Annotated in this window: 16 protein-coding genes; 9 read left to right on the forward strand and 7 right to left on the reverse strand. The window is 65.6% G+C overall.

What is annotated here, in order from left to right:
• Nucleotides 1-4: 4 nt before the first annotated feature.
• The 6 genes from RCAP_RS08755 to RCAP_RS08780 all read right to left on the reverse strand — a co-directional run bounded on the left by RCAP_RS08755 (nt 5) and on the right by RCAP_RS08780 (nt 6,358).
• Complete coding sequence (locus tag RCAP_RS08755; RefSeq protein WP_013067489.1) at nt 5-2,209, reverse strand: chemotaxis protein CheA; 2,205 nt, start codon at nt 2,207-2,209, stop codon at nt 5-7.
• Nucleotides 2,210-2,219: 10 nt separating this feature from the next.
• Nucleotides 2,220-2,585, reverse strand: a complete 366-nt coding sequence (locus RCAP_RS08760) for a response regulator (RefSeq protein WP_013067490.1) — start codon at nt 2,583-2,585, stop codon at nt 2,220-2,222.
• Nucleotides 2,582-2,857: an STAS domain-containing protein gene (locus tag RCAP_RS08765; protein WP_013067491.1), complete on the reverse strand. Its 276-nt coding sequence runs from the start codon at nt 2,855-2,857 to the stop codon at nt 2,582-2,584. Before RCAP_RS08765 ends, RCAP_RS08760 begins: the two co-directional genes overlap by 4 nt.
• A 147-nt stretch (nt 2,858-3,004) precedes the next feature.
• A complete protein-coding gene (locus RCAP_RS08770) occupies nt 3,005-3,982 on the reverse strand; it encodes a glucokinase (protein ID WP_013067492.1) in 978 nt (325 codons plus the stop codon).
• Nucleotide 3,983: 1 nt separating this feature from the next.
• Complete coding sequence (locus RCAP_RS08775) at nt 3,984-5,312, reverse strand: GH1 family beta-glucosidase (RefSeq protein WP_013067493.1); 1,329 nt, start codon at nt 5,310-5,312, stop codon at nt 3,984-3,986.
• Nucleotides 5,309-6,358, reverse strand: coding sequence for a LacI family DNA-binding transcriptional regulator (locus RCAP_RS08780; protein ID WP_013067494.1), 1,050 nt, complete (start codon nt 6,356-6,358; stop codon nt 5,309-5,311). The genes RCAP_RS08775 and RCAP_RS08780 overlap by 4 nt, the downstream gene beginning before the upstream one ends.
• Before the next feature lie 272 nt (nt 6,359-6,630).
• On the opposite strand from RCAP_RS08780, the gene RCAP_RS08785 reads away from it, so the two are divergent.
• From RCAP_RS08785 to RCAP_RS08820, 8 genes are all read left to right on the forward strand, one after another.
• Nucleotides 6,631-7,986: an ABC transporter substrate-binding protein gene (locus RCAP_RS08785; RefSeq protein ID WP_013067495.1), complete on the forward strand. Its 1,356-nt coding sequence runs from the start codon at nt 6,631-6,633 to the stop codon at nt 7,984-7,986.
• A gap of 56 nt (nt 7,987-8,042) precedes the next feature.
• A complete protein-coding gene (locus tag RCAP_RS08790) occupies nt 8,043-9,053 on the forward strand; it encodes a carbohydrate ABC transporter permease (protein ID WP_013067496.1) in 1,011 nt (336 codons plus the stop codon).
• On the forward strand, nt 9,050-10,198 hold the full coding sequence (locus RCAP_RS08795) for a carbohydrate ABC transporter permease (RefSeq protein ID WP_013067497.1): 1,149 nt from the start codon (nt 9,050-9,052) through the stop codon (nt 10,196-10,198). The genes RCAP_RS08790 and RCAP_RS08795 overlap by 4 nt, the downstream gene beginning before the upstream one ends.
• Nucleotides 10,199-11,824: an alpha-amylase family glycosyl hydrolase gene (locus RCAP_RS08800; RefSeq protein ID WP_013067498.1), complete on the forward strand. Its 1,626-nt coding sequence runs from the start codon at nt 10,199-10,201 to the stop codon at nt 11,822-11,824.
• A complete protein-coding gene (locus tag RCAP_RS08805) occupies nt 11,817-12,902 on the forward strand; it encodes an ABC transporter ATP-binding protein (RefSeq protein WP_013067499.1) in 1,086 nt (361 codons plus the stop codon). Before RCAP_RS08800 ends, RCAP_RS08805 begins: the two co-directional genes overlap by 8 nt.
• Nucleotides 12,903-12,972: 70 nt before the next feature.
• A complete protein-coding gene (locus RCAP_RS08810) occupies nt 12,973-14,529 on the forward strand; it encodes a trimethylamine methyltransferase family protein (RefSeq protein WP_013067500.1) in 1,557 nt (518 codons plus the stop codon).
• A 302-nt stretch (nt 14,530-14,831) separates the two neighbouring features.
• Nucleotides 14,832-15,776 (forward strand): tRNA dihydrouridine(20/20a) synthase DusA, encoded by a 945-nt coding sequence (dusA, locus tag RCAP_RS08815; protein WP_031321208.1) that lies wholly within the window; start codon nt 14,832-14,834, stop codon nt 15,774-15,776.
• 1 nt (nt 15,777) lies between these two features.
• Nucleotides 15,778-16,593: a sulfite exporter TauE/SafE family protein gene (locus RCAP_RS08820; RefSeq protein WP_013067502.1), complete on the forward strand. Its 816-nt coding sequence runs from the start codon at nt 15,778-15,780 to the stop codon at nt 16,591-16,593.
• Between the two features lie 44 nt (nt 16,594-16,637).
• Here RCAP_RS08820 and mazG read toward each other — a convergent pair whose 3' ends face one another.
• The gene (mazG, locus tag RCAP_RS08825; protein WP_013067503.1) at nt 16,638-17,468 is read right to left on the reverse strand and encodes a nucleoside triphosphate pyrophosphohydrolase; all 831 of its coding nucleotides are present in this window, start codon (nt 17,466-17,468) and stop codon (nt 16,638-16,640) included.
• Nucleotides 17,469-17,530: 62 nt separating this feature from the next.
• Between mazG and RCAP_RS08830 the strand changes: the two genes are divergently transcribed.
• Nucleotides 17,531-18,694 (forward strand): M20 aminoacylase family protein, encoded by a 1,164-nt coding sequence (locus RCAP_RS08830; RefSeq protein WP_013067504.1) that lies wholly within the window; start codon nt 17,531-17,533, stop codon nt 18,692-18,694.
• The last annotated feature ends 144 nt before the right edge of the window (nt 18,695-18,838 follow it).

The following is an 18,838-nucleotide window of genomic DNA, read 5'->3' on the forward strand; positions in this document are numbered from 1 at the left end:
GCGGTCATCCTGCAAGAGCGAAGGCTGGGCTCCGGGTACGTCCGGAAGCGTTTTGAACAAGATCGGGCGGGTCGAGGATCAGGGCGATCTGACCATCGCCGAGGATGGTGGCGGCGGCAACGCCGGGGATATGGCCATAGCTGCGTTGCAGCCCCTTGATCACCACCTGCCGCTGTTCGAGGATCGAGTCGACGACAAGGGCGGAGCGGGTGCCGTTTTCCTGCGCCGTGAGCAGCACGATGCCGCCCGCATAGCTGGATTTCGGCGCCCGGTAGCCAAGTTCCGCCCCGAGGTCATAAAGCGGCACGAAGGCGCCCCGGACATGGATGACATTGGTGTTCGGACCCAGCGCGCGGATATCCTCGTCGGTCAGCGTCGCGGTTTCCAGGATCGCCGAGAGCGGCACCACCAGGGTTTCGCCCGCGACATTCACCACCATGCCGTCCAGCACGGCCAGCGTCAGCGGCAGCGAGATCGAGAAGCGCGTGCCCTTGCCGGGTTCGGAATGGATGGTGATCCGACCGCCGAGCGACTGGATCGCCTGACGCACCACATCCATGCCGACGCCGCGGCCCGACAGCGCCGAGACCTGATCCGCCGTCGAAAAGCCGGGCAGGAACAGCAGGTTGTCGATCTCGCTGTCGCTCAGCTGCGCATCCGGCGGGATCAGCCCCTTGGAGATGGCGATCTCGCGCACTTTCGGACGGTTGATCCCGGCGCCGTCATCGGCAACCTCGATCACCACCCGGCCCGAGCGATGCTGGGCCGAGAGCGTGATCACCCCTTCGGCGGTCTTGCCCGCGGCGCGGCGTTTGTCCGGCCGCTCGAGCCCGTGATCGACCGCGTTGCGAATCATGTGGGTCAGCGGATCGGCCAGCCGTTCGATCACCGTCTTGTCGACTTCGGTCGCTTCGCCCTCGGTGCGCAGACGCACCTCCTTGCCGACGGCGCCCGAGGCTTCGCGCACGATCCGCGCCATGCGCTGGAACAGCGGCTTCACCGGCTGGGCGCGAATCATCATCACGCTGTCCTGGATGTCGCGGGTCAGCATCATGAAGGCTTCAAGCCCGGTCATCACCGCCGAATTCGGCGGCAGCCCGGCCTCGGCCACGCTTTGCGCCAGCATCGCCTGGTTGATCACCAGCTCGCCCACGAGGTTGACCAGCCGGTCGATGCGGTCGAGATCGACCCGCACCGTCGCCGAGGGCTCGGAAGCGGCTTCCCGCGGGGCCGCGCCGCCAGCCGGGGCCGCCGTCTGGTCAACCGCGACAAAAGGGGGCGGAGGGACCTCGGCCCGGGGTTCGGACTTGGGCAGGGGGACGACCTCGGCCTGCGGCGCCGGAGCGGGGGCGAGCGGAACCGGATCTTGCGGATCCTGCGCCAGCGGCGGCAGATCGGGCAGGCCGGGGGCGCCGAAATCGGGCAGCGAGAACCCGCCCGCATCGGCCGACGCGGTTTCCGCCGCGCCCTGGGTGATTTCGATCTCGCAGACATCCTCGACGAAGTCGAACACCTCGCGGATGTCGAAATCGGTGACGTCACCGGCGATTTCGACCGTCCAGTCGAGCCAGGAGCTTTCGGGATCGAGCGTTTCAAGCGGCGGCAGGCGCGACAGATCGCAGCGCATGGTGCAGCTGCCGAGCTTGCCGAGCGCGCGCAGCAGGTGCAGCGGCTCGTTGCCCGAGCTGTAAAGCGCGGCCGAGGGCCGGAACCGCACCGTCCAGACCGGGGTCGACGGGGTTTCCTCGACCGGGCCGAAATCGAAGGCGAGCCCCATCGGCTGGAAATCCGTCACCTCTTCCTCGACCACCGGACCGGCCCCGCCGCCGATCAGCGCTTCAAGCGCGACGAGGCAGTCTTCCGAGCCATCCGGCGGCGGAGCCGCGTCGCGGGCGGCGCGGACATGGTCTTGCAGGAAGTCGGCCGCCTGGAAGAACAGCTTCATCGCCTCGGGCGTGATCGTCATGCGGCCGGAGCGCAGCTCGTCCAGAACGGTTTCGTAGCGGTGGGCAAAGCCGACCAGCGCATCGAGACCGAAGGCCCCCGCGCCGCCCTTGATGGAATGGACCGCGCGAAAGACGATGTTGATCGTCTCGTTGTCATGGTTGCCCTCGTCCATGTCGGAGAGCGCATCCTGCAGGCTTTCGAGCAGTTCTTCGCATTCGACGAAGAAACTGGCCCGGATTTCTGCCATCGGGTCCGTTGCCATCACGCTCTCCTTAGCCGGTAACCATTTGCAGCGCCTTGACCAGCTTCGGCGGGTCGAAAGGCTTCACGATCCAGCCGGTCGCCCCGGCCGCACGGGCACGCGCCTTGAGTTCGGGCGCCGATTCGGTGGTCAGCACCAGGATCGGCGTCGCCCGGTGCTTGTCTTGCGCCCGCACCGCCTCGATGAAGCCGAAGCCGTCGAGGCGCGGCATGTTGATGTCGGAAATGATCGCATCGGGGGCGATTCCATCGAGCACCTCGAGCCCGTGGACCCCGTCCTCGGCAAGGTGCAACGTGATCCCCGCGTCGGTCAGAGCGAGTTTCAGCATGTCGCGGATGGTGCGGCTGTCATCGACCGCCAGAACAGTCAGGCTCATGCGGCCTCTCCGGTTTGAAGATCCGCGGCGGAGACACCGAAGACGGCAAGAGCGTCGTCGAAAGCCTCCGAGCGCGGCGTGATGATGAGGGAAGTTCCGGCCTGCCGGGCGCTTTTGGCGGCGGAAGCGAGGACTTGCAGCGCAAGACCGCCCAGATGGGTGACGGCCGAGGCATCAAGGACGAGATCGGTTCCGGTCGCACCGCGCAAGGCCGTGGCGAGCGGTGTGACCTGAGACAGGTCGAGCCGGGAGGCGAGGGCAATCGTGGTCATTCCGACCTCGCCAAAATATGGGTTTGGAAAACGGACACGTGTTCCCCTTTCATTCCTGCATGAAAGAGGTCTACCGGCTGCGGGTTAAATAAGGTTTGACGACACAGGGTTTTTCCGCCCCAACCTGTCGCCTTTTACGGAGTTCGCTCAGATCCGCGGCGCGAGCGCGTGCAGATGGGCGGCACAACCGACAAGCGCGGCGTAATCATCCTCGATCACCCGCAGCGGGAAAGCGGCGAGAAAGTCGGAAAACCGGCCCTTGGCCTGCATCGCGGCGGCGAGTCCGAACTCGGCGAGCAGCGGGGTGAAGGCGCGGGCGACGCCGCCGCACAGATGGATGCCGCCGAAGGGCAGGTGGATCAGCGCCAGATCGCCCACGACCGCGCCCAGATGGCGCACGAAGATGCGCGCGGTTTCAAGGCCAAGCGGGCTGCGGGCGGTGATCTCGGCCATCACCTCGGCGGCGGTGCGGCTGTGCGGCTGCCCGGCCTCGGCGGCGGCGAAGGCGAAGACGCGTTCCAGACCGCGGCCCGAGAGCACGTCCTCGACCGCAGCAAAACCATGCGCCGCCTCGACAAAGCGCATCAGGCGGATGTCTTCGTCCGTCACCGTGGGCAAGGTGATGTGGCCGCATTCCGAGGCGGTGACGATGCGTCCGCCCGGGGCCTCGTGCACGGGGGCGGCGTTGAAGCCGGTGCCGACGCCGATGACAAGCTGCGCCGAGCCGGGCCGCGCGGGCTGACCGGGCAGCACGGTCGCCACCGCGTCCGGGGCGAGATGGCCCAGCGCATGGCCCTGCGCCTGCAGATCGTTCAGCACGGCGACCGTCTCGGCCCCGGTGACACGGGCGATGGCGGCGCTTTCGATCACCCAGGACAGATTGGTCATATGCGCCGTGCCATCGCGGACCGGACCGGCGGCGGCGACGCAGGCGCCTGCCAGATCGGAGACGCCCTCGGTCTGCATATAGGCGGCCAGGATCGGCTCCAGCGCGGGTTGGCCCGCATTGGCATAGCGGCGGATCGATTCGGGCAGGAGCCGCCCGTGCTCGGAGAGCGCCACCCGGGTGTTGGTGCCGCCGATATCGGCCAGAAGCGCATAACGGTTCGGGGTGGCGGTGATCATGTTAGCGCTCCAAAGCCTTCTTGATCGCGTGATAAGATGCCTTGGGGGTGCGCTGCAAGCTTTCGAAATCGACATGGACAAGACCGAAGCGGCCGGAATAGCCCTCGGCCCATTCGTAATTGTCCAGAAGCGACCAGGCGTAATAGCCCGCAAGCGGCACCCCCGCAGCGATGGCGGCGCGGCAGGCCTGCAGATGCGCGGCCAGATAGGCGATGCGGTCCGCGTCGAGGCAGTGGCCGTCGCGCAGCCGGTCCTCGGCCGCCATGCCGTTTTCGGTGATGTAAAGCGGTGTCGCGCCGGTGTAGTCGCGCTGCAGCCGGATCAGAAGATGGCTCAGCCCCTCGGGACAGATTTCCCAGCCCAAAGCGGTTTTGGGCAACGGGCCGGGGAGTTCCGCCGTGCCGGGCCAGGGACCGGCGGCGGGGCCGATGCGCTTGGCGGTGTAATAGTTGATGCCGAACCAGTCCAAAGGTGCGGTGATGGTGGGGAAATCCTGCTCCCAGCCCTTGGGCAGATGCGGGGAAAAGCCTTCGAGAACCTCTTCGGGGTAGCGGCCCTGAAACATCGCCTCGATGAAGAAGCGGTTGAAGATCGCGTCGTAACGCCTTGTGGCAAGATGACATTCCGGGCTGTCTTCGGCGGGCAGGGCATGTTCGAAATTGCACACGGCGCCAAGGTTGCTGACCCCTTCGGCGCGCAGAACGCCGATCGCCGTGCCATGGGCCAGACAGAGGTGATGCATCGCCCGCGCCGTCGCGCGGATGTCGCGCAGCCCCGGCGCATGCAGGCCAAGGAAATGCGAGAGCCACCCCACGCACCAGGGCTCGTTGATCGGCGCAACCGACCAGAGCCGGTCGCCCAGCCGCTGCGCGATGATGCGGGTGAAATCGCCAAACCACTGCGCCACGTCGCGGTTGCGCCAGCCGCCCAGATCGGAGAGCGCCGCGGGCAGTTCCCAATGGTACAGCGTCAGCGCCGGTTTCAGCCCGCGTTCCAGCATCCCATCGACCAGACGGTCGTAGAAATCGAGCCCTTCGGGGTTCACCGCGCCGCGGCCCTCGGGCAGGACGCGGGCCCAGGAGGTGGAAAAGCGATAGGACTCAAACCCCGCCGCCGCCACAAGGTCAAGATCCTCGGCCCAGCGGTGATAGTGATCACAGGCGCGGGCGCCGGTTTCCGCCCCCTTCACATTGCCCGGCGTTGCGGCGAATGTGTCCCAATGCGTCGGGCCTGCGCCGCCGAAGCCATGCCCCTCGATCTGATACGACGAGGTGGCGGCACCGAACAGGAAGCCTTGCGGAAAGGCCTGGCGCGGGGGCAGGGCGGTCATGGATTATCTTTCAGGGACAAAGGGTTGCGGGCCGGTCCTGTGGAGGCGCCGACGACGAGGACGGCCTCGAGCAGCTCCGAGGCGGGCTCGGTCGGGGGCGCCTCGATCATCCGCAGAAGCATCGCGGCGCAGCGCCGCCCGGCCTCGCGCACCGAAGAGCGGGTGGCGGTGAAGATCGGCTCCTCGGCGCCGTTTCGCAGATAGCCCAGCTCGTCGTCATGGGTGACGATCGAGACATCGCGGCCCATCACCAGGCCTTCCTCCCACAGTGCACGCCTCACCCCCATCGCCGAGAGCAGCGAGGAGGTCAGGAAAGCCGTGGGCCGGTCGGCGCGGCGCAGCATGGCGCGGGCGGCATCATGGCCCTGCGCCTCGGTCATCTCGCCCGCCACCATCAGGGCGGGATCGGGGGTCAGATCGGCCGCGGCCAGCGCGCGCTCGAACCCGCGGCGGCGGCGCAGCGCGAAATCCATCGTCTCGATCCCGTTCACCAGCGCGATGCGGCGGTGCCCAAGGTCGAGCAGGAACCGCGTCGCCCGTTCAAAGGCGCGGGAATTGTTCACGTCGACAAAGGCATAGGGGCGGCTGATGCCGGAGGCGCGGCCATGCACGACAAAGGGCAGGCCCAGATCTTCAAGCAGCGCGATCCGCGCATCGCCCGCCCGCGGCCCGTGCAGGATGATGCCATCGACATTGCCCTTGGAGCGGATCTCGCGGTAGGCGCGGTCCTGATCGGCGTCGGGCACGATGGTCAGAACCATGTCATAGCCCGCCCGGGCATAGACCTCGCCGGCGCCGGCGATGAAATCGGCAAAGACCGGATTGACGATCTCGTGCTGGGTCGAAATCGGGATCACATGGCCGATCGCCATCGCCCGGCCGGTGGCCAGCCGCTTCGCCTGGGTGTTCGGCCTGTAGTTGTACTGCCGCGCCGCCGCCTCGACCCGGGCCCGCGTCGCCTCGGCCACTTCGGGAAAGCCGTTCAGCGCCCGGCTGACGGTGGTCGGCGAAAGCCCCAGATGCTGCGCGAGGTCTTTGAGGTTCATGACAGGGTCCGGCGTGACCGCGTTTCAAAGCGGTTTGGAAGAGGCCAGCGTAATCCTCTTGCCCGGGGGGCGTCAATCGGATCGTGGCGACGGGAATAATGCTGCCGGTGCAGCATGGCGCCCTGTGAATGCTGCAGCTGCAGCGATCGCTGCGGTTGACTTTGTTTTCGCTTTGGGGGACGCTTTTGCATCCAAAGCGCTTTGGGGGCGAGTCGGATCCGCCCCCGGGGGACACTGGTCAAGGGCCTTTGGTCCGGTCTCGGGAGGACGGCATGACGAAACATCTTTTGCTGGGCGCAGCGGTGCTTGCGCTGGCGACCTCGGGTGCGCTGGCGCGCGAGATGAAGTTCGCTCCGGGGGAGGATGCCCGGTTTCATTGGGACAGTTTCGACAGCTTCAAGGCGAGCCATGACCTGAAGGGGCAAAAGCTGGTGATCGACGGGCCCTGGGGCGGGGTGGACAAGGCCCTGTTCGAGACCGTGCTGGCGGCTTTCGAAACGGCGACGGGGGCCAGCGTCGACTATAACGGCGGCGACGGGTTCGAGCAGCGGATCATGGTCAATGTCGAGGCCGGATCGCCGCCCGATGTCGCGGTGGTGCCGCAGCCCGGGCTGGCCGCCGATCTGGCGCGGCGGGGCAAGCTGGTGCCCTTGGGGGCCGAGGCGCAGGCTTGGCTGGCCGAGAATTATGCCGCCGGTCAATCTTGGGTCGATCTGGGCAGCTATGCCGGGCCTGATGGCACGAAGGCGCTTTATGGGCTCTTTTACAAGATCGACCTGAAATCGCTGGTCTGGTACAGCCCGGAAAACTTCGAGGATGCGGGCTATGAGGTGCCGCAGACGATGGAGGAGCTGAAGGCGCTGACCGAAAAGATCGTGGCGGATGGCGGCACGCCCTGGTGCATCGGTCTCGGCTCTGGTCCCGCGACGGGCTGGCCCGCGACCGACTGGGTCGAAGACATGATGCTGCGCAACAACACGCCCGAGGATTACGACGCCTGGACGACGAATGCGCTGCCCTTCACCGACCCCAAGGTGCTGGCGGCGATCGATGATTTCGGCTGGTTCGCGAAGACGGATGCCTTTGTGGCCGGGGGTGCGGGTGCTGTGGGGGCGACCGATTTCCGCGACAGTCCGAAGGGGCTCTTCTCCTCGCCACCGCAATGCTACATGCACCGGCAGGCCTCCTTCATCCCGAGTTTCTTCCCCGAAGGCACGCAGATCGGCGAGGATGTCGATTTCTTCTATTTCCCGGCCTATGCGGGCAAGGATCTGGGCAAGCCGGTGCTGGGGGCGGGCACGGTTTTCGTGATGACGCGGGAAAGCCCGGCGGCGAAGGCCTTTTTCGAATTCCTGCAAACGCCGATCGCGCATGAGATCTGGATGGCGCAGACGGGCTTTCTGACGCCGCTGAAAACGGTCAACCCAGAAGTTTACGGCGATGCGACGCTGAAGAAGATGGGGCAGATCCTGCTGAATGCCTCGACCTTCCGCTTTGACGGCTCGGATCTGATGCCGGGCGCAGTGGGCGCGGGCACGTTCTGGACCGGCATGGTCGATTATGTCGGCGGCAAGGACAGCGCCAGTGTCGCGGCCGAGATCCAGAAATCCTGGGACGCGATCAAATAAGCGCAACCGGCGGGGCATGCCGGGGGCGTGCCTCGAACGCTTCGGGGAGGGGGCGGATGGATCAGACCTTGATCGCGCAGGCGGTGTCGGCGCTCTCGACCATCGTCATCGGCGTCTTCGGCTGCGTCGCCTGGTTCTGGCTGTCGAACCTGGCGCTGGATGCCGTGCTGCCGTCGCGCGGGCCGAAGATCGGCCGCAATCTGGCGCTGGCGGCGATGATCCGGCCCTGGCTGTTTCTGGGACCGGCGGTGGTCGCGCTTGGCGTCTATCTGGTCTATCCGATCTTCGTCTCGCTCTGGCTCTCCTTCCATGACAGCCGCGGCGAGACCTTTGTGGGGTTGGCCAACTACCGCTGGCTGATGGCCGATGGCAAATTCCATGAATCCTTGCGCAACAATGCCTTGTGGCTCGTTGTTGTGCCGACGCTGGCGACGCTTTTCGGGTTGGTCGCGGCGGCTTTGACCGATCGTCTGCGCTGGGGAAATGTCGCGAAATCGTTCATCTTCATGCCGATGGCGGTGTCCTTTGTCGGGGCCGCGGTGGTGTGGAAATTCGTCTATGACTACCGCGGCGAGGGGCAGGCGGAGATCGGTCTTCTGTCCGCGCTGGTCACCGCCCTGGGTGGCACCGCGCGGGCCTGGCTGACGGTGCCGGGCTGGAATTCGTTCCTGTTGATGGTGGTGCTGATCTGGATCCAGACCGGCTTTGCGATGGTGATCCTCTCGGCGGCGCTGCGCGGCATTCCCGAGGAAACCCTCGAGGCGGCGACGATCGACGGGGCGACGCCGTTGCAGATCTTTTTCCGCATCAAGGTGCCGCAGATCTGGGGCACGATTGCCGTCGTCTGGACGACGATCACCATCACCGTGCTCAAGGTCTTCGACATCGTGCTGACGATGACGAACGGGCAATGGGGCACGCAGGTGATGGCCAATCTGATGTTCGACTGGATGTTCCGGGCGAATGATGCCGGGCGGGCCTCGACCGTGGCGCTGGTGATCATGGCTCTGGTGACGCCGATCATGGTCTGGAACATCCGCGCGGCGAACCGGGAGATGCAGGGATGAAGGCAGGGGGCGCCAATGGCGTGGCCGGGCGGTCTTCGGCGCTGGTCTGGGCGGTCAATCTGGCGGCGGCGGCGCTGGTGCTGCTCTGGACGATCCCGACTTTGGGCTTGCTGGTGTCGTCCTTTCGCGACCGCGATCAGATCGTGACCTCGGGCTGGTGGCGGGCGGCGTTTTCGGCCACGGAAAGCAGGTTCGTGCGCGCCGGAACCGCTTCGGATCAAATACAGGAGGGCGATCTTTTCGTCATATCCGGCAATGTCTTGCCGCCCGAAGCTGAGCTACAATCCTGGGGGGTGACCTCAAAGGCGCCAGGCGCCTATCAGCCCGGAGAGACGGCCGATCTGAAGGACGGGCAAAGGCTGACGGTTGCGGAAAATGGCGATTATCGGTTGACCTCTCCGACGGCCTTCGCCGAAGGACGGGGCATGCGGATCTTCGTCACCACGCTCGCCCCGCCGCGTCTGACCACCGAGAATTATGCCCGTGTGATCACAGCCGAGGGGATCGGACGGGCGTTCTTGAACACGATGACGGTGACGATCCCGGCGACCATCATTCCGATCCTGATTGCCGCCTTTGCCGCCTATGCCTTGGCCTGGATGCGGTTTCCGGGCCGCGCGGCTCTGGTGGCGGTGATCGTCGGCCTGCTGGTCGTGCCCTTGCAGCTGGCGCTGATCCCGCTTTTGAAGCTGCACAATCAGATCGGCCTCAATCAAAGCTACCTCGGCATCTGGCTGGCCCATACCGGCTTCGGCCTGCCGCTGGCGATCTATCTTTTGCGCAACTACATGGTCGGCCTGCCGCGCGAGATCATCGAGTCGGCCCGCGTCGATGGCGCGACGGAATTCCAGATCTTCCGCCGCATCGTGCTGCCCTTGTCCTTCCCGGCGCTGGCCTCCTTTGCGATTTTCCAATTCCTCTGGGTCTGGAACGACCTCCTCGTAGCCACTGTTTTCCTTGGGAATTCCACCGATACCCAGGTGATGACCGGGGCTTTGCGCGCGCTTTTGGGCTCGCGCGGGGGGGATTGGGAAATCCTGGCGGCCTCGGCTTTCGTCTCGATCGCGGTGCCGCTTTTCGTCTTCTTTGCGTTGCAGAAATACCTGGTGCGCGGTCTTCTGGCCGGCTCGGTGAAAGGTGGCTGAATGACCTTCCTTGAGAAATCCCCCGACTGGTGGCGCGGTGCGGTGATCTATCAGATCTACCCGCGCAGCTTTCAGGACACGAATGGCGACGGGGTCGGCGATCTGCCCGGGATCACCCGGCGGCTGGATCACGTGGCCGGGTTGGGCGTCGATGCGATCTGGATTTCGCCCTTCTTCACCTCGCCGATGAAGGATTTCGGCTATGACGTCAGCGATTATTGCGATGTCGATCCGCTTTTCGGCACGCTCGCCGATTTCGACGCGCTGATCGCGCGGGCGCATGAGCTCGGGCTGAAAGTGCTGATCGACCTTGTTCTGTCGCACACCTCCGACCAGCATCCCTGGTTTCAGGAAAGCCGCCAAAGCCGGGGGAACCCGAAAGCCGACTGGTATGTCTGGGCCGAGCCGAAACCCGATGGTACGGCGCCGAACAACTGGCTGTCGATCTTTGGCGGTCCGGCCTGGGCCTGGGATGCCCGGCGCGAACAATATTATCTGCACAATTTCCTGACCGCGCAGCCCGATCTGAACTTCCATTGCCCCGCCGTTCAGGAGGCGCTTCTGGGCGTGGCGAAGTTCTGGCTTGATCGCGGGGTGGATGGCTTCCGGCTCGATACGATCAACTTCTACATGCATGATGCCGAGCTGCGCGACAACCCGCCACTGCCGGTCGAAGAGCGCAACGATCAGACCGCGCCCAAGGTCAACCCTTACAATCACCAGCGCCATCTTTACGACAAGAACCACCCGCAGAACATTGTTTTTCTGCGAAAATTGCGCAAGCTGATGGATGGATACAAGGCCGCCGCCGTGGGCGAGATCGGCGACAGCCAGCGCGGCCTCGAGATCCTGGGCGAATACACTTCTGGCCCCGACGCGATGCAGATGTCCTACGCGTTCGAACTCCTGTCGGGCCATGCGGCCTTGAGTGCCGGGTATATCGCCGAGGTCTTCCGCAAGCTCGAGACCGTCGCCCCCGAGGGCTGGGCCTGCTGGGCCTATTCCAACCACGATGTCATGCGTCACATCAGTCGCTGGGGCCTCTCCGAAGCCGCGGCGCGCTGCTACACGACGCTGCTGATGTGCCTCAAGGGCTCGGTCTGCCTCTATCAGGGCGAGGAACTGGGCCTGCCCGAGGCCGAGATCGCCTATGAGGATCTGCAGGACCCCTATGGCAAGGAATTCTGGCCCGAGTTCAAGGGCCGTGACGGCTGCCGCACGCCGATGGTCTGGCAGGGCAACGATCCGCAGGGCGGATTTTCGACGGTGAAGCCCTGGTTGCCGGTTCCCGCCGCCCATTGCGCCCTTGCGCCCGATGTTGTCGCAGGCGATCCCGGCGCGCTGATCCATCATTATCGTCAGGCTATCGCGCTGCGCCATGCCCATCCGGCCTTGGCAAAGGGGACGATGACCGGGATCTCGGCCGAGGCGGGCGTGCTGCGGTTTCTGCGTTCGGAGGGCGAAACCGAGCTGCTTTGCCTGTTCAACCTGACCGATAATCCGGCAACTGTCAGCTGCCCGGGGAAATGGGAGGCGCTGGAGGGCGCCTTGCCGACCGGGGGCACCGTGGCGCTGCATCCCTGGGGGCACGCGGTCCTGCGCCGCTGCGGAGGGCATCATGGCTGATCTGAACCTGACCGGCGTCGGCAAATCCTATGGCGAGGTGGATGTTCTGAAAGACATCGACCTCGACATCAGGGCGGGCGAGCTGATCGTTTTCGTTGGCCCCTCGGGCTGCGGAAAATCGACGCTTTTGCGGATGATCGCGGGGCTGGAACGGATCACCTCGGGCGAATTGCGCATCGATGGGGTGCGGGTGAACGACATGCCCCCCGCGCAACGCGGCATCGCGATGGTGTTTCAAAGCTACGCGCTTTATCCGCACATGACGGTGCGGCAGAACATGGAATTCGCCCTGAAGATTGCGAAGAAGTCCCGGCAAGAGATTGACAAGGCTGTCGAAAATGCGGCCCGCATCTTGCAGCTGACGCCCTATCTCGACCGGCTGCCAAAGGCGCTCTCGGGCGGGCAGCGCCAGCGCGTCGCCATCGGTCGGGCGATCGTGCGCGACCCCAAGGTCTATCTCTTCGACGAGCCGCTCTCGAACCTTGATGCCGCGCTGCGGGTGGCGACGCGGATCGAAATTGCGCAGCTGAAAGAGGCGATGCCCGAGCGCACGATGATCTATGTCACCCATGATCAGGTCGAGGCGATGACGCTGGCCAGCCGCATTGTCGTGCTGGCGAACAAGGGGATTGCCCAGGTCGGCACGCCCTTGCAGCTTTATGAGCACCCCGAAACCGAATTCGTCGCGCAATTCATCGGCTCGCCGCAGATGAACCTGCTTCCGGGTGTGATCACGGAACCCGGAACGCGGACTGTGATCACGCTGGATGGGGGCGGCACGGCGGAATCGACCGTGCCGACGACCGAAGCCGATCGCGGCCTGCGGGTGAATATCGGCGTGCGGCCCGAGGATCTGACTGTGATCACGCAGGGCGGCCTGTTCACCGGCACGGTCGAGATCGTCGAGGCGCTTGGCGAGGTGACGCTGCTTTATTTCGCGGCGCAGCCGGGGGCGGCGCATGTGATCGCGAAACTGCCCGGCATTCATGCCGGTCTGCGCCATCAGACGGTCCGCCTGACCGCGGCACCGGAAAAGGTGCATCTGTTCCACGCCGGTCGGTCGCTTCTTTATCGCTGATGTCGCAAACCGCGCATGGCGGCGGAGCGTCGTCGGGTAAAACGGGGTCAGACCCAAGCGGAGGTGCGCGATGAGCGAAGAGATCGAACAGGCGGCAGGCGGGCGGCGGGCGCGTGGCGGCGGCGGGGCGGCCCGGCGGGCCGAGCGCACCGCGGTGCGGGTCGAATTCGCGAAATATATCGAGCGCAACATTCCGAACCTCGAGATCCTGAACGAGGAAGCGCTGCAGCTGATCGAAGCCAATGCCGAGACGGTGCTGGAACAGATCGGCGTGAATTTCGTCGAAAACCCGGCGGCGCTGGAACGCTGGCGTGCGGTGGGGGCCGATGTGCAGGGCGAGCGGGTCCGCTTCCCCAGGGGCCTTGCGCGCGAGCTGTGCAAGACCGCGCCCGCAAGCTTCGTGCAGCATGCCCGCAACCCTGATCGCAATGTCACCATCGGCGGGAAAAACCTTGTTCTTGCGCCGGTTTACGGGCCGCCCTTCGTGCGCGATCTGGAAGGCGGGCGGCGCTATGCGACGATTGCCGACTTCCGCAATTTCGTGAAGCTGGGGCAGATGTCGAAATATCTGCACCATTCGGGCGGCACCGTCTGCGAGCCGACCGACGTGGCGGTGAACAAGCGTCACCTCGACATGCTGCACGCGCATATGACGCTGTCGGACAAGCCCTTCATGGGCTCGGTCACCGAACGCTCGCGCTGCGTCGATTCGATCGAGATGTCAAAGATCCTGTTCGGCGAGAAATTCGTCGACGAGAACACGGTGATGACCTCGCTCGTCAACATCAACTCGCCGCTGACCTTTGACCCGATCATGATGGATGCGCTGGAGGTTTACGCCGCCGCGAACCAGGCCTGCATCGTCTCGCCCTTCATCGTCGGCGGGGCGATGGCGCCGGTGACGGTGGCGGGCACGCTGACGCAGGTTCTGGCCGAGGTGATGGTGGCCGTCGCCTACAGCCAGATCATCCGCAAGGGCGCGCCGGTGATTTTCGGCGCCTTCGTGACCTCGATCGACATGAATTCGGGGGCGCCGACCTTTGGCACGCCGGAAGCGGCGCAGATCACCCTTGGCGCCGGGCAGCTGGCGCGGCGGATGGGCCTGCCGTTCCGCTCGGCGGGCTCGTTCTGCGGCTCGAAACTGCCCGATGCGCAGGCGGCCTATGAAACCGCGAACACGCTCAACATCGGCCTGCTTTCGGGCGTGAACTTCATGCTGCATGCCTGCGGCTGGCTGGAAGGCGGTCTGGTCTCGTCCTACGAGAAATACGTGATGGATGCCGATCAGCTGGGCGTGCTGCACCGTTTGGCGGCGGGCATCGACATGAGCGCGAACGGCCAGGCGATGGAGGCGCTGCGCGAGGTTGGCCCGGGCGGTCACTTCCTTGGTTGCTCTCACACCCAGGCGAATTTCAAGGACGCGTTCTGGAAGACGGATCTGTTCGACTACAAGCCCTTCGAAACCTGGGACGAGGAAGGCGCGCGCGACACCGCGACGCTTGCCAGCGTGCGGGTGAAGAAGATGCTGGGCGAGTATCAGGCCCCGGCGATCGATCCCGGGATCAACGAGGCGCTCTCCGAATATGTCGCCCGCAAAAAGGCCGCCGTGCCGGACGCCTTCCTGTAAGAGCCGGGCGGGTCAGACCGCCTGCCAGAGTGCCATTCCCCCCGGGCGCCGCGCGTCCGGGGGTTTTCCTTGCGTCAAAGGCGGTGGACGATCCCTGCGGGGCTCTTTATGATCCCGCCCGAAAGGCGATTGCCCTTGTCGACATTCAGCATCGCCCCGGGACGGATGTCGGATTTCCGGGGCATTGAAAGCGGAAAACACCTTCGATGATGCCAAGCTCTCCCCCGGGCACCGTTGATGAAATGCCTGTGAAACAAGGCCTTGCGGGGGTTTCCTCACATGCGCGCCTGTCCGTTGCGCCGATGCTCGACTGGACAGATCGGCATTGCCGGGTCTTTCACCGGATGATGTCGCGTCAGGCGCTGCTTTACACCGAAATGGTCACCGCCCCGGCGGTGATCCATGGCAAGCGGGCGCAGCTGCTGGATTTCAGCCCGGTCGAGCATCCGGTGGCGCTGCAACTGGGCGGATCGGACCCGGCCGAGCTGGCCGAAGCCACGCGGATCGCCCGCGACTGGGGCTATGACGAGATCAACCTGAATGTCGGCTGCCCCTCGGACCGGGTGCAATCGGGGGCTTTCGGCGCGGTGCTGATGAAAACGCCCGATCTGGTTGCCCGCTGTGTCGCGGCGATGCAGGCGGCGGCCGCGGTCGAGGTGACGGTGAAATGCCGGATCGGCGTCGATGATCAGTCGCCCGAGGAGGTGCTGCCCGCCTTTCTGAAAACCGTCTCCGAGGCCGGGGTCACCCGGTTCATCCTGCATGCCCGCAAGGCCTGGCTGCAGGGGCTTTCGCCCAAGGAAAACCGCGAGATCCCGCCGCTCGATTATCCGCTGGTCCATGCGATGAAGCGGGAATTTCCGCATCTGCATCTGAGCCTGAACGGCGGGGTTGCGACGCTCGATCAGGTCGAGACGCATCTGGCCGCGGGGATGGACGGGGTGATGGTCGGCCGTGCCGCCTATCAGGAGCCGATGCAGGTTCTGGCCGGCGCCGATGTCGCGCTTTGGGGGCGGGGCGAGGTGCTTTCGGCGGTCGAGGTGGCCGAGGCGATGAAGCCCTATATCGCCGATCATCTGGCGGCGGGCGGGCGGCTGCACCAGATCACCCGGCACATGCTGGGCCTGTTTCACGGCCGTCCCGGGGCGCGCGGCTGGCGGCGGGTGCTGTCCGAGGGGGCGACCCGGCCCGGGGCGGGGCTGGCCCTTTACGATCAGGCGCTGGCCGAAGTGACACGAGAGGCGTGAGATGGACCACCTGACCACGATCCTGCCGCTGATCGCGATCCTTCTGGCCGTCGGCGCGGTCGCGGGGGTGCTGGCGGGGCTGCTGGGGGTGGGCGGCGGCATCGTTCTGGTCCCGGCCTTCTTCTATCTTTTCAACGGGTTGGGCTATGGGTCCGAGGGGCTGATGCAGGTCTGCGTCGCCACTTCTATGGCGACGATCATCATCACCTCGACCCGTTCGGTCACCGCCCATGCCCGCAAGGGCGCGGTCGACTGGCAGCTTTTGCGCGACTGGGCGCCCGCTGTGGCGGGCGGGGCGCTGCTTGGGGTGTTTCTGGTCACGCGGCTCGACACCCATGCGCTGACGATCATCTTCGGCACTTTGGTGATGGCGATCGCGCTTTACATGGCCTTTGGCAAGCAAAGCTGGCGGATCGCCGAGGGGATGCCGGGGCGGGGCTTCCGGCTCTGGTTCGGGCCGCTGATGGGGGCGGTTTCGGTGCTGCTCGGCATCGGGGGCGGGTCGATCTCGACGCCGATGCAGACGCTGCACGGCATCCCGATCCACCGCGCCGTGGCGACCTCGGCGGGTTTCGGCGCGATCATGGCGGTGCCCTCGACCGCGGCCTTTCTGCTGACCCCGGTCGAAAACGCGCCGCCCTATACTTTGGGGGCGATCAACATTCCGGCCCTTGTCGTGATCGGCGCCACCACCGTCGTCACCGCCGCCTGGGGCGCGGCGCTGGCGCATCGGCTGGATCCGAAACCGCTCAAGCGCCTCTTCGCAGGGTTTCTGATGCTGGTCGCGCTGAACATGCTGCGCAAGGCGCTGTTCTGATTTTATCTTGCGGCAAATATCCCGGGGTGCGGGGCAGAGCCCGCCTACAGCCCCTTGCGCTTGGCCGCATCCCAAAGCGCGTCCATCTCGGCCAGATCGCTGTCGGCGGGCCGCTTGCCGGCCTTCGCCAGTTCCGCCTCGATGAAGGCAAACCGCCGGGTGAACTTGCCATTCGCCGCGCGCAGACAGGCCTCGGCATCCAGCCCCAGATGCCGCCCCAGGTTCACCATCACGAACATCAGATCGCCATATTCCTCGGCGATCTCTTCGGCCCCCAGCTTATCACGGGCTTCGACCAGCTCGTTCGCCTCTTCAACGATCTTCGCCACCACCTCGGCGGTCGAGGGCCAGTCGAACCCCACCCGGGCCGCGCGCTTTTGCAGCTTCAGCGCCCGCGTCAGTGCCGGAAGCCCCAGCGCGACGCCATCGAGCACCCCGGTCTCGGCCTTGGCCGCGCGCTCGGCGGATTTGATTTTCTCCCAGTCTTCCGTCTGTTGCGCGGCGCTCTTCACACGGCTTTCGTCCCCGAACACATGCGGATGCCGGGCGATCATCTTCGCATTGATCCCGCGCAGCACATCGAGCAGCGAAAAATGCCCGGCCTCGGCCGCCATCTGCGCATGAAAGACGACCTGAAGCGCCAGATCGCCCAATTCGCCCGACAATTCGCCCCAGGCCTGCCGCGCGATCGCATCGGCGACCTCATGCGCCTCCTCGATCGTATAGGGGGCGATGGTGGCGAAATCCTGCTCGATATCCCAGGGGCAGCCGGTCTCGGGATCGCGCAGACAGGCCATGATCGCCGCCAGCCGCTCGGTTTCCGCCCCCACGCTGTCGGTTTGCACGAAGATCCCCGGATCGGTCGGTTTCGCCATTGCCTCTTGCCCCCTGCAGGTCCATCTAATCCAGTATCGCTTTCCAAAACCCAGAGTCCACCATGCCCGTGATCAACCGCATTGCCGCCCTTGCCCCCGAGATGAAGGAATGGCGGCAGTGGCTGCACCGTCACCCCGAACTGGAATTCCAGCTGCCGAAGACCGCCGCCTATGTGGCCGAACGGCTGCGCGAGATCGGCGTGGACGAGATCCACGAGGGCATCGCCACCTCGGGGATCGTGGCGCTGATCAAGGGCCGTCAGGACGGGCCGGTGATCGGGCTGCGCGCCGATATGGATGCGCTGCCGATCGACGAGATCACCGGGGTCGATTATGCCTCGGAACACGACGGCAAGATGCATGCCTGCGGCCATGACGGCCATACGGCGATGCTGCTGGGCGCCGCCAAATATCTGGCCGAGACGCGGAATTTCGCGGGCACCGTGGCGCTTCTGTTCCAGCCCGCCGAGGAAGACGGCGGCGGCGGCGAGGTGATGGTGCGCGAAGGCGTGATGGAGCGTTTCGCCATCACCGAGGTTTACGGCATCCACAATGCGCCCAATCTGCCCTTTGGCCATTTCCACACCACCCAGGGCGCGCTGATGGCCGCGGTTGATACCGCCTGGGTCACGGTGACGGGGCGCGGCGGGCATGGGGCGACGCCGCATGAATGCATCGACCCGATCCCGGCGATCACCGCGATGGTCGGATCGCTGCAGACGATCGTCTCGCGCAATCTTTTCGCGATGGATGAGCTGGTCGTCTCGGTGACGCAGATCCATGTCGGCACGGCGAACAACATCATCCCCGAAACCGGCTGGTTCTGCGCCACGATCCGGTCCTTCACCCCCGAAGTGCGCGCGATGGTCGAGCGCCGCTTCCACGAGATCGTCGAAGGCACGGCCGCCGCCTTTGGCGTCTCGGTCGAGATCCGCTATGACAAGGGCTATCCGCCCACCATCAACGATGGCGACAAGGCGCGTTTTGCCGCCGAAGTGGCGCGCGAGGTCTCCGGCCCCGAAGCGGTGAAGGATGATGCCGGGCGCGAAATGGGCGCCGAGGACTTTTCCTACATGCTCGAGGCGCGGCCGGGCGCTTACCTGTTCCTCGGCACCGGGCCGGGGGCGGGGCTGCACCATCCCGCCTTCGATTTCAACGACGAGGCCGCCCCGATCGGCGCCAGCTTCTTTGCCCGGCTGGTCGAGCGCGCGCTTCCGGCCCGCTGAGGCGGGGGGACTTCGGCGCAGCCGAAGAGGGGGCGGCGCCCCCTTTTTCCTGACACAACCGTGATCGCGGCCCCGGCCTGCCGCTCGCGCCTTGCCATTGCGGGGGGGCGCGGCTAGGGTGCCCGCCGAAAACCGGGGCAACGC

The sequence above is a fragment of the Rhodobacter capsulatus SB 1003 genome (assembly GCF_000021865.1).
Taxonomy (GTDB): domain Bacteria; phylum Pseudomonadota; class Alphaproteobacteria; order Rhodobacterales; family Rhodobacteraceae; genus Rhodobacter; species Rhodobacter capsulatus_B.

Coding starts and splice junctions, on each gene's coding strand:
- RCAP_RS08755 (WP_013067489.1), bottom strand. CDS start 2,209: ATGGCAACGGACCCGATGGCAGAAATCCGGGCCAGTTTCTTCGTCGAA.
- RCAP_RS08760 (WP_013067490.1), bottom strand. CDS start 2,585: ATGAGCCTGACTGTTCTGGCGGTCGATGACAGCCGCACCATCCGCGAC.
- RCAP_RS08765 (WP_013067491.1), bottom strand. CDS start 2,857: ATGACCACGATTGCCCTCGCCTCCCGGCTCGACCTGTCTCAGGTCACA.
- RCAP_RS08770 (WP_013067492.1), bottom strand. CDS start 3,982: ATGATCACCGCCACCCCGAACCGTTATGCGCTTCTGGCCGATATCGGC.
- RCAP_RS08775 (WP_013067493.1), bottom strand. CDS start 5,312: ATGACCGCCCTGCCCCCGCGCCAGGCCTTTCCGCAAGGCTTCCTGTTC.
- RCAP_RS08780 (WP_013067494.1), bottom strand. CDS start 6,358: ATGAACCTCAAAGACCTCGCGCAGCATCTGGGGCTTTCGCCGACCACC.
- RCAP_RS08785 (WP_013067495.1), top strand. CDS start 6,631: ATGACGAAACATCTTTTGCTGGGCGCAGCGGTGCTTGCGCTGGCGACC.
- RCAP_RS08790 (WP_013067496.1), top strand. CDS start 8,043: ATGGATCAGACCTTGATCGCGCAGGCGGTGTCGGCGCTCTCGACCATC.
- RCAP_RS08795 (WP_013067497.1), top strand. CDS start 9,050: ATGAAGGCAGGGGGCGCCAATGGCGTGGCCGGGCGGTCTTCGGCGCTG.
- RCAP_RS08800 (WP_013067498.1), top strand. CDS start 10,199: ATGACCTTCCTTGAGAAATCCCCCGACTGGTGGCGCGGTGCGGTGATC.
- RCAP_RS08805 (WP_013067499.1), top strand. CDS start 11,817: ATGGCTGATCTGAACCTGACCGGCGTCGGCAAATCCTATGGCGAGGTG.
- RCAP_RS08810 (WP_013067500.1), top strand. CDS start 12,973: ATGAGCGAAGAGATCGAACAGGCGGCAGGCGGGCGGCGGGCGCGTGGC.
- dusA (WP_031321208.1), top strand. CDS start 14,832: ATGCTCGACTGGACAGATCGGCATTGCCGGGTCTTTCACCGGATGATG.
- RCAP_RS08820 (WP_013067502.1), top strand. CDS start 15,778: ATGGACCACCTGACCACGATCCTGCCGCTGATCGCGATCCTTCTGGCC.
- mazG (WP_013067503.1), bottom strand. CDS start 17,468: ATGGCGAAACCGACCGATCCGGGGATCTTCGTGCAAACCGACAGCGTG.
- RCAP_RS08830 (WP_013067504.1), top strand. CDS start 17,531: ATGCCCGTGATCAACCGCATTGCCGCCCTTGCCCCCGAGATGAAGGAA.